The sequence below is a fragment of the Actinocrinis sp. genome (assembly GCF_035650855.1).
GTDB lineage: Bacteria > Actinomycetota > Actinomycetes > Streptomycetales > Catenulisporaceae > Actinocrinis.
Genome location: NZ_DASRGV010000263.1, coordinates 1 through 9,814, shown reverse-complemented (window position 1 = coordinate 9,814; position 9,814 = coordinate 1). Strand labels below are relative to the sequence as shown.

Sequence of the window (9,814 nt, the reverse complement as noted above, 5' to 3'; positions counted from 1 at the left end):
CCCTCCGCCACGTTGGAGCACAGTTTTCGGAATGGTCGCGCCGCAGCGCCGAGAGCGTCAATGTCCTGTGAAACTTACACGAGGACGCCGCGTCGAACTTCGTCGAACGCCCTGCTCAAAGCCCACACAGACGTCAGCGATCGTATACGCACCTTTCCGTTCCCTTGGAGTAGGCGCGGCTGGTTCGTAGCGTCAGTGCGCTGGCCGTCGGGTCAGGAAGAGGCACCTAGGAGCGGTTCGATGCACACAACGATGAGGCCCGTCGCGATGACGGGCGCACTGCGGCGGCGTCCGGCCGCGCTGTCCGCGGTGGCCGTGGGCGCGGTGCTGGCCGCGCTCTCGGCGCTGCTGATCGCCTTCGGCCCGCTGGCTCGGCCGGCCGGCGCGGCGGGAACCGTCGGAGCAGGGTACTGGCACACCTCCGGCAGCCAGATCCTCGACTCGAACGGCAACGCGGTCAAGATCGCGGGCGTGAACTGGTACGGCTTCGAGACCCCGGACGAGATCGCGCACGGGCTGTGGGCGCAGGACTACCACGCCGTGATCGACGACATCAAGCGGCTGGGATACAACACGATCCGCATCCCGATCTCCAACCAGGCGGTCGAGACGCCGGTCATCCCGCAGAACTTCAGCCAGTACAACAGCGGCCCGATCAACACCGACCTGGTGGGCCTCAACGACCTGCAGATCCTGGACAAGATCGTCAGCTACGCGGGGCAGGACGGGCTGAAGGTCATCATCGACAACCACCGCTCCGAGGCCGGGGAGACGGCCGAGGCGAACGGCCTGTGGTACACCAGCGCGTATCCCAACTCCGCCTGGATCAACGACTGGGTGACGCTGGCCAAGCGGTACGCGGGCAACTCCACGGTCATCGGCTTCGACCTGCGCAACGAACCGCACACGCCCACCGGCGTCGCGTATGCGAACGCTGCGACGTGGGGCAGCGGCGACCCGAACACCGACATCCGGCTCGCCTACCAGAACGCCGGCAACGCGATCCTCGCCGTGAACCCGAACGCGCTGATCTTCTGCGAGGGCATCAGCAACTACCCGAACAGCAGCGCCACCGGCGGCTTCGACACCACCTGGTGGGGCGGCAACCTGGAGGGCGTGGCCAAGTACCCGGTCGTGCTCAACTCGCCCGGCCACGTGGTCTACTCGGCGCACGACTACGGGCCGGCCCTGTTCCAACAGGCCTGGTTCAACTCCGCCACGACCTCGGCGAGCCTGGACGCGGTGTGGAACCAGTACTGGGGCTATATCCCGCAGCAGAACATCGCCCCGCTGTGGGTCGGCGAGTTCGGTACCGGAAACGGGGCCACCGACGTGTCCGACTCGACCCCGGGTTCGCAGGGCCAGTGGTTCTCCTCGCTGGTCTCGTACATCGGCGCGAACAAGCTGAGCTGGACCTACTGGGCGCTCAACGGCGAGGACTCGTTCGCGCTGCTGGACGGCAGCTACGACCCGACGCCGGTCAGCGCCGCCAAGCAGTCGCTGCTGGCCGGGGTCCAATTCCCGCTCTCCGGCGGGGGCACCGGCAGCCCGAGCGCGTCGGCCTCGGGCTCGCGATCGGCCTCCCCGAGCGCTTCCGCGTCCAGTTCCCCGTCCTCGTCCGCTGTCTCCTGCCACGCCGTGTACTCGCTGACCAACAGCTGGTCCGGGGGCTTCCAGGGCCAGGTGGCGCTGACGAACACCGGCACCTCGGCGCTCAACGGCTGGACGCTCGCGTGGACGTTCCCCGGCGATCAGAAGATCAACCAGATGTGGACCGCGACGTACGCGCAGACCGGCGAGGCGGTTACCGCAACGAACGAGCCGTATAACGCGACGCTCGCTCCGAACGCGTCGGTGACGATCGGCTTCACCGGTACGTACACGAGCAGCAACGCCAACCCGACGTCGTTCACCGTCAACGGGGTCGCCTGCCACTAACCGCCGACGATTCCCTGACTGCAACCACGGCTCCTTACACCGTCATGACTCCGGCCACGGGCAGCACCTCGTGCCCGTGGCCGGACCATGTCGCTCCGCGCCCAGCACCACGCCTTAAGATCAGCCGCGTGACGACGCTGCCCTCCGGCGCCCCCTCCCCCGCCGCGGCGGACCCGTGCATCCTGCTGATCGCCGGGGTCTCCGGAAGCGGCAAGAGCACCATCGGCGCGCTGCTCGCACAGCGCCTTGGCTGGCAGTACGCGGAAGCCGATGATTTCCACCCGGACGCGAACCTGGCGAAGATGGTCGCCGGGCACCCGCTGGACGATGACGACCGGCGCCCGTGGCTGGCCAACATCGCGGCGTGGATAGACGCATCCACGGCTGCTGGTCGGCCGGCCGTCGTCAGCTGTTCCGCGCTCAAGCGCTCTTACCGGGACGTGCTGCGCGAAGGCCGCCCGAACGTCCGGCTCGTGTACCTCGACGCTGATAAGCAGACGATCCGAGCCCGGCTGTCCTCGCGTCGCGGCCACTTCTTTCCGGCCTCACTGCTCGACAGCCAGTTCGCCGATTTGGAGCCGCCGACCGACGACGAGCGCCCGTACCGCGTGCCGGTCACCGCCGAGAGCCGGCCGGACGACATCGTCGAGCACCTCGTCGAATCCAGAATCTGCGACTGATCGGCCGGCGGATCGCGCGTCCCGCGCCGCAGTGTCGGTGCCGCGCGCAAGAATGGGCGCAGCCGAGTCCGCCAACTCTTGACCGCCCGCCCCGGAGAACGCTGCGATGATCACAATCAGCACCGCCAACGTCAACGGCATCCGCGCCGCCTCCCGCAAGGGCTTCGACAGCTGGCTCGGCCAGACCACGGCGGACGTGGTCTGCCTCCAGGAGGTGCGGGCCGAGCCGCACGAGATCCCGGTCGCGCTGCGCGAGGCCCAGGGCTGGCACCCGCTGTTCGCGCCGTCGGCCGCGAAGGGCCGCTCCGGCGTGGCGATCTACAGCCGCCTCGAGCCGGTCGCGACCCGCATCGGCTTCGCGTCCACCGAGTTCGACACCTCCGGCCGCTACGCCGAGATCGACCTGCCGAACGTGACCGTGGCCAGCCTGTACCTGCCCTCCGGCGAGGTGGAGACCGAGCGGCAGGTCGAGAAGGAACGGTTCATGGCCGAGTTCCTCGAGTACCTGAAGGCGGCCAGGTCCCGGGCCGAGGCGCACAACCGCGAGCTGGTCGTCTGCGGCGACTGGAACATCGCGCACCGCGAGATCGACATCAAGAACTGGAAGACGAACCAGAACGCCTCCGGCTTCCTGCCGCACGAGCGCGCCTGGCTGAGCCGGGTCTTCGACGAGGCCGGCTACGTCGACGTGGTGCGCCAGCTGCACCCGGAGGGCCCCGGTCCGTACTCGTGGTGGTCGTATCGCGGCCGCGCCTTCGACAACGACGCCGGCTGGCGCATCGACTACCAGATCGCGACCCCGGGCCTGGCCAAGCTCGCCGTCAGCGCGAAGATCGAGCGCGCGGTCGAGCACGCCGCCCGCTGGTCCGACCACGCCCCCGTGACGATCACCTACGACGTCTGAGCCGGCAGAGCCTGATCCGGTGACCCGAGCGCTGAAAGACCGTACGCATGGAGTTCTTCTGTTACCACCGTGACCGGCCTGGCTCAGGCGACCTGCGCGATGAGCTGGTGGAGGAGCACTGGTCCTACATGGACCGGTTCGCCGAGCAGATGATCGCGCGCGGCCCGACGCTCACCGACGACCGCGAGGCGGCGACCGGCAGCGTGCACATCCTCGACCTGCCTGACTCGGCCGCCGCCCGCGCGTTCGCCTTCGACGAGCCGAACTACCAGGCCGGTGTGTACCGCGACGTGCTGATCCGCCGCTGGCGCAACACGCTCGGCCGCACCATGTGGGACTTCCCCGGCGGCCGCACCGGCGGCAACCGCTATCTGGTGATCGGCCTTGGCGCAGGCCAGTCGGCCGACCTCGCGGCGCCCGAGGACCGCGCCGAGCTGATCGCATACGGCCCGCTGCTCGCCGACGACGGCGCGACCTGGCTCGGCACGGCGGCACTCCTGCGGGCAGCAGACAAGGCCGCCGCGCGCGCCGTCCTGACCTCGGATCGGTACGCCGACATCGAGGTCCACAACTGGCAGTTCGGTGGACGCCAATAACTGCTACCCAAACGCGGCCAGCCACGCGCGGGCAGCAGAGCGCGCGCAATAACTACCGAAGTTCAGTACGCGGTCGACTCCCCGCATCCCGCAGGCTATCCGTACAATGCTCGGCGTTCGGTGATGCGTCCCACGGATACGAGGCGGCAGGTGTCTGATACGCAGTGGCGGCTCGGCGCGCGGTTCGAACTGTTCGAGCAGTTGGGAACCGGCGCCGTCGGCACGGTGTGGCGCGGCCGGGATCTGCGGGACGGCGGCGAGCGCGCGGTGAAGGCGCTGCGGCCTGAACTGGTGTCCGATCCGCAGGCCGTCGCAGGGCTTTACAGCGCGCTGAATGCCGTGGCGCAGGTCGGTCACCCGGGCATCGTGGCCGTCGATGACGCCGAGGCCGGCGAGGGCTGGCTGGCGCTGCGGTCGCGGCTCGTGCCCGGTGAGAGCCTGCGGTCGATGCTGGAGCGGCAGGGGGCGCTTGAACCGTCGACGGCTGCGCGTGTGATCGCTCAGGTATGCGACGCTGTGGCCGCAGCGCACGCCGCTGGTCTCGCGCACGGCGACCTTCATCCGGGCAACATCCTGCTGGGTTCGGCAGGCGGGGCGCTCCCGGAGGTGGGCATCTGCGATTTCGGCTTGGCCCCGCTGGCCAACCGCGGACAACTCATGGTCCCGCCGATCGCGTACCGCGCACCTGAGTCCGTCACCGCGCCCTATGCGGCGAGCACGCCATCGGCCGATGTGTACGCCTTGGGCGTTCTTCTCCACGAGTGCCTGACCGGACAGCAGCGGCCGACTCCCGTTCCCGGGGTTCCCGACGAGCTGTGGTCGCTCATCGCGGCCTGCCTCGCGGGTGATCCGCGTTACCGTCCGGCCGCGGGTCAGCTTGCCGCGGCGCTGCGTACGTTCGCGAGTGAGAGTGCTGCTGGCGTCGGCGAGACGATGGTCATCGGCAGCCTGCCTTATCAGGGGTATGTCGATCGGCCTGCGCCTGCGCACGAGGCGATGACGACCGTGTTGCCTCCCATCGCCGCTGACACTGCCGCTGACGCCGGCGCGGGCACGCGGCTGCCGCGGCTAATTACTGAGCACAAGACGGAAAGCGGAATCGCCGCGGCGGTCGTCGTGGTCGCGCTGCTCATCAGTGGCGCGCTCTCCCTGGGCGGCAGTGGCGCGGCGGCGTCCACGGCCAACGCCGGTCCGACGACGAGCTCCGCTCCCGCCACGACCGCGAGCGAATCCCCCGAGGCAGTCGTCCTCCCGGTGGGTTCGCTCAGCCCTTCGCCCTCGCCCAGCGCTTCGCCGTCTGCGACCGCCCCGATTCAGGCCACGCTGATCAACGCGCATTCCAACACCTGCATGGACACCGCGGGCCGGATCTTCGCGGACGGCACGAAAGAAGACATCTGGTCCTGCAACGGCACCCCGGCCCAGTCCTGGACCCTGACACCCGCCGGCCAACTGACCGAGGACGGCGGCAAGTACTGCCTCGACGACTTCGGGTTGGAGAAGAATCCGGGAACGCAGGTCGTGCTGTGGAGCTGCAACGGCGGCGTGAATCAGCAGTGGACGATTCAGCCGAACGGAACGATCCTCAGCGCGAACGCCGGGCTGTGCATCGACGTGTCCGGCAAGGGCACCAACGACGGGACGCCGCTGGTGCTGTGGCCGTGTGACGGCAGCCCGAGTCAGCAGTGGGCGAGCCACTGACCGCCGCTCGCCGACAGACGGACCGCGCTGGATCTGAGGCTGCGGTGCTGCGGTCGGACGTGCTTACGCCGCGGCGGTGGTGCAGCCGAGCCGGTCGGCGAGCCGGGTCAGGGTCGGGCCGAGGGGCACGTTGAGGCGTACGGCGGCGAGTTCGTCGCCGCGGGTCGGGCCTTGGTTCACGATGGCGATCGGTTTGCCCGCTCGCGCCGCGTGGCGGACGAATCGCAGCCCTGACATGACCGTCAAGGATGAGCCGAGGACCAGTAGCGCGCGGGCTTGGTCGATGAGGTCGTAGCACTGCTGCACGCGCGGCTTGGGTACGTTCTCGCCGAAGAAGACCACGTCCGGCTTGAGGATTCCCGACTCGCAGGCGTCGCAGGGCACTGTGTTGAACAGCGCGATCAGTTCGTCGGCGAGTTCGACGTCGCCGTCCGGGTTGATACGGGTGCTCGCATCCTGGAAGGTCGGATTCGCCGCGCGCAGCCGCCGGTCCAGGTCCTCGCGCGGGCTCAGCCGCCGGCAGCTGAGGCAGATGACGCGGTCGAGGCTGCCGTGCAGTTCGACGCCTTCGCCGTTGCCTGCGGCCCGGTGCAGGCCGTCGACGTTCTGGGTGATCACCGCTGAGACGTATCCGGCGGCGGACAGCGCGGCGACCGCGGCGTGTCCGGCGTTCGGCCGCGCGCGGGCGATGGTGCGCCAGCCGAGGTGGCTGCGCGCCCAGTAGCGCTGCCGGTTGTCCGCGCTGTGTACGAACTGCTCGTAGGTCATCGGCGTGTGCTTGCGCAGGCTGCCGGTCGCGCCACGGTAGTCGGGGATGCCGGACTCGGTGGAGATGCCGGCGCCGCTGAGTACCGCGACCGAACCGTTGGCCAGGATCTCCTCGACGTCGTCCAGGTCGCCTGAGGGAGCAAGTGCTCCGCCGTTCGGCCAGTCGAGTATCGGTCGCGTGCGCATGAACGCAGCATATGTCGCGTTCGGCGAACGCGGCCCGTAGCTTAGATGGACACCGGCTTCGATGGACTCTGGTTCGACCGGGACGAGCGCCTAAAGGAAGCGAGAGGACAGGTCATGAGCGGACATGTCTACCGGGTTACCGAGGTCGTCGGCTCCTCCACGGAGGGGGTCGACTCCGCCGTGCGCACGGCCGTCGCGCGGGCCGCCGAGACGCTGCACGGTCTCGACTGGTTCGAGGTGACGGAGATCCGCGGCCGCATCGAGGAGGGCCACATCGCCGAGTACCAGGTCGGGCTGAAGCTCGGCTTCCGGCTCGACGAGAGCTGACCGTCGCATCCGCCGCTCGGATCGCTGGGCCCGGTAGCGGCGCTTCGGGCATGCTTGCCTTGAGAAACACATTGAGGACGAGGACGCTGCCACGCCGCGAGGACCCGAGGACGCCTGATGAAGCTGCCGGTGATGCCCCCAGTCGAGCCGATGCTGGCCAAGTCGGCGGCCGGCGTGCCGTCGGGCGAGTTCCTGTACGAGCCGAAGTGGGACGGCTACCGGTGCATCGTGTTTCGCGACGGGGCCGAGATCGAGCTGGGCAGCCGGGGCGGCAAGTCGCTCAACCGGTACTTCCCCGAGCTGATCGAGGCGCTGGCGCGGGTTCTGCCGCCGCGGTGCGTGCTGGACGGCGAGGTCGTGGTGGTGGCCGGCGGGCGGCTTGACTTCGACCGGCTCGCCGACCGGATCCATCCGGCCGAGTCGCGGGTGCGGTTGCTCGCCGAGCGCACTCCGGCCTCCTTCGTCGCGTTCGACCTGCTCGCGCTCGGTGACGAGGACCTGACCGGCCGGCCCTTCGCCGAACGGCGCGAGGCGTTGACCGCGCTGTTCGGCGAGGGTTCGGGGGCGCGCGGCGAGTCGGCCGGTTCCGGCTCCGGTTCCGGTTCGCGGGTGCACATGACGCGGGCCACGGACGATCCGGAAGTGGCACGCCGCTGGTTCCAGCGCTTCGAGGGCGCCGGGCTCGACGGCGTGGTGGCCAAGCCGCTCGGCGGCCGGTACACGCCGGGCGAGCGGACGATGGTGAAGGTCAAGCACGAGCGCACCGCGGACGTGGTCGTGGCGGGCTACCGGCTGCACAAGAGCGGCCCGATCGTCGGCTCGCTGATGCTCGGGCTCTACGGCGCGGACGGCGTGCTCAACTACGTGGGCGGCTCGAGCGCGTTCACGATGATCCGGCGCCGCGAACTGGTCGAAGAGCTCGCGCCGCTGCGCCTGCGTGACGGGGAGCCGCACCCGTGGCTCGGTGCCACCGAGGACGAGGAGCACCGCAGGCCGGGCGCGCAGCATCGCTGGAACGCGGGGAAGGACACGTCGTTCGTTGCGTTACGCCCTGAGTTGGTGTGTGAGGTGCGCTACGACCAGCTTCAGGCAGACCGGTTCCGGCACAACGGACAGTTCCTGCGCTGGCGGCGGGACCGCGAGCCGAGCTCGTGCACGTATGACCAGTTGGACGTGCCGGTGCCCTACGACCTGGCGGACGTCTTCGAGTGAAACGGCACGGCGCGACGCCTGGGTGAGAGGTTGGGTGAGACGTCGCGGTGAGACGGGGTCAGCTGGGCTTGCCGCTGTTTCTGGCCTTTGACGGCTGGACGCGCTTGGGCTCGCCGGGCATCTTCGGGAAGTCCGGCGGGTACGGCATGTCACCGAGGCCGTGGTCGCGCTCGTCGCGCGCCGCGGCTTCGAGCAGCGCGTCGAGGGTGAATGCGGTCTGGTCGATGTCCGCGTGCGCGTCGCCGTTCTTCGTGAGCAGCGGCGGCACGGTACGCGGCGTGAAGTCCTCGGGCTCGATGTCAGGCAGCTCGGGCCAGCGCACGGGCATTGAGACGAGCGCGCGAGGGCGGGCACGCGTCGAGTACGCGGCCGCGAGCATTCGATCGCGGGCCATCTGGTTGAAGTCCACGAACACCCGCTCGCCGCGCTCCTCCTTCCACCACGAGGTGGTGACCAGGTCGGGGCGGCGGCGCTCCAGTTCGCGGGCGAAGGCGATGACCGCGCGGCGCGCCTCGATGAACGACCAGCGCGGCTCGATGCGGACGAGCAGGTGCAGGCCGCGGCCGCCGGTGGTCTTCACGTAGGGCGTCATGCCGAGTTCGTCGAACAGCGCCTTCGCCTCGTGCGCCGCTTCCACCGCTTGAGCGAATCCGGTGCCCGGTTGCGGGTCGAGGTCGACGCGCAGTTCATCCGGATGGTCGGTGTCGCTGCGCCGAACGGGCCACGGGTGCAGTTCGAGCGCGCCCATTTGCACGGCCCAGACGACGGTGGCCGGTTCGGTCACGCAGATCTCGTCGCCGGTGCGGCCGCTGGGGAAGGTGACCCGGACGGTCTGCACCCAGTCGGGCAGCCCTTTGGGTGCATGCTTCATATAGAACGATGACCCGCCGAGTCCGTCCGGGAAGCGGTTGAGCGCCACCGGCCGGTCGGCCAGCGCCCGGAACACGGAGTCGGCGACGGCCGCGTAGTAGCCGGCGAGGTCGAGCTTCGTGATGTCGGAGTCCGGATAGTAGACCTTGTCCGGGGAGGAGATGCGCACGGATCGGCCGGCCACATCGACGTGCGCCTCTTTGCTGCTCATGTTCGCAGGCTAAGCGCAGTCCGACGTGGCCGCGACACGACAGGGTGGCAGGTTGCTGCAACAGGCCGGGGAAGCGGCGAACCGCTGTGGACTGCTTTTGGCCGGGTCTCGGCGATGGCGGGCCGCCCCTGGCCCTAATGCCCGTCCGGGCGCGGCACATGTCGACGGGCCTCGGGGCGGTCGTGCGTCAGGCGCCCATCGGGATGCGCAGGACCTGACCGGGGTAGATCTTGTCAGGGTCGGCGATCTGCGCCGGGTTGGCCCGGACGATGCGCGTGTAGAGCGCGCCGTCGCCGTAGTTGGTCTGCGCGATCGACCAGAGCGTGTCGCCGGCCACGACCTTGTACTCGCGGTACCCGTAGTAGCCGGGCACGATCAGCGGGCCGTAGACCACCGGGACGGTCTGCAGGTGCAGCTCGCT

10 protein-coding genes are annotated in these 9,814 nt (G+C 69.4%); 7 read left to right on the top strand and 3 right to left on the bottom strand.

The features are described from left to right. Positions 1 to 240 precede the first annotated feature (240 nt). From VFB40_RS19155 to VFB40_RS19135, 5 genes are all read left to right on the top strand, one after another. Positions 241 to 1,938 (top strand): cellulase family glycosylhydrolase, encoded by a 1,698-nt coding sequence (locus tag VFB40_RS19155; protein WP_324852576.1) that lies wholly within the window; start codon positions 241 to 243, stop codon positions 1,936 to 1,938. A gap of 128 nt (positions 1,939 to 2,066) precedes the next feature. Further along, complete coding sequence (locus tag VFB40_RS19150) at positions 2,067 to 2,618, top strand: gluconokinase (protein WP_324852574.1); 552 nt, start codon at positions 2,067 to 2,069, stop codon at positions 2,616 to 2,618. A 106-nt stretch (positions 2,619 to 2,724) separates the two neighbouring features. Continuing rightward, on the top strand, positions 2,725 to 3,522 hold the full coding sequence (gene xth / locus VFB40_RS19145) for an exodeoxyribonuclease III (RefSeq protein WP_324852572.1): 798 nt from the start codon (positions 2,725 to 2,727) through the stop codon (positions 3,520 to 3,522). 47 nt (positions 3,523 to 3,569) lie between these two features. After that, positions 3,570 to 4,118, top strand: coding sequence for a YciI family protein (locus VFB40_RS19140; RefSeq protein WP_324852570.1), 549 nt, complete (start codon positions 3,570 to 3,572; stop codon positions 4,116 to 4,118). A 150-nt stretch (positions 4,119 to 4,268) separates the two neighbouring features. After that, positions 4,269 to 5,819, top strand: a complete 1,551-nt coding sequence (locus tag VFB40_RS19135; RefSeq protein WP_324852568.1) for a serine/threonine protein kinase — start codon at positions 4,269 to 4,271, stop codon at positions 5,817 to 5,819. A gap of 63 nt (positions 5,820 to 5,882) precedes the next feature. Here the strand turns inward: VFB40_RS19135 and VFB40_RS19130 are convergent, their stop codons facing one another. Next, the gene (locus tag VFB40_RS19130) at positions 5,883 to 6,773 is read right to left on the bottom strand and encodes an NAD-dependent protein deacetylase (protein ID WP_324852566.1); all 891 of its coding nucleotides are present in this window, start codon (positions 6,771 to 6,773) and stop codon (positions 5,883 to 5,885) included. Positions 6,774 to 6,887: 114 nt separating this feature from the next. Here VFB40_RS19130 and VFB40_RS19125 point away from each other — a divergent pair, with 114 nt between their 5' ends. After that, positions 6,888 to 7,100 carry a dodecin gene (locus VFB40_RS19125; RefSeq protein ID WP_324852564.1) on the top strand — a complete coding sequence of 71 codons (213 nt, stop codon included), beginning with the start codon at positions 6,888 to 6,890 and terminating at the stop codon, positions 7,098 to 7,100. A 117-nt stretch (positions 7,101 to 7,217) separates the two neighbouring features. Beyond that, the gene (locus VFB40_RS19120) at positions 7,218 to 8,312 is read left to right on the top strand and encodes an ATP-dependent DNA ligase (RefSeq protein WP_324852562.1); all 1,095 of its coding nucleotides are present in this window, start codon (positions 7,218 to 7,220) and stop codon (positions 8,310 to 8,312) included. Positions 8,313 to 8,370: 58 nt separating this feature from the next. Here VFB40_RS19120 and ligD read toward each other — a convergent pair whose 3' ends face one another. Together ligD and VFB40_RS19110 are read right to left on the bottom strand one after the other, a co-directional pair. After that, complete coding sequence (gene ligD, locus VFB40_RS19115) at positions 8,371 to 9,393, bottom strand: non-homologous end-joining DNA ligase (protein WP_324852560.1); 1,023 nt, start codon at positions 9,391 to 9,393, stop codon at positions 8,371 to 8,373. 187 nt (positions 9,394 to 9,580) lie between these two features. Continuing rightward, the coding region (locus VFB40_RS19110) for a LysM peptidoglycan-binding domain-containing protein (RefSeq protein WP_324852558.1) at positions 9,581 to 9,814 on the bottom strand (234 nt) is incomplete at its 5' end.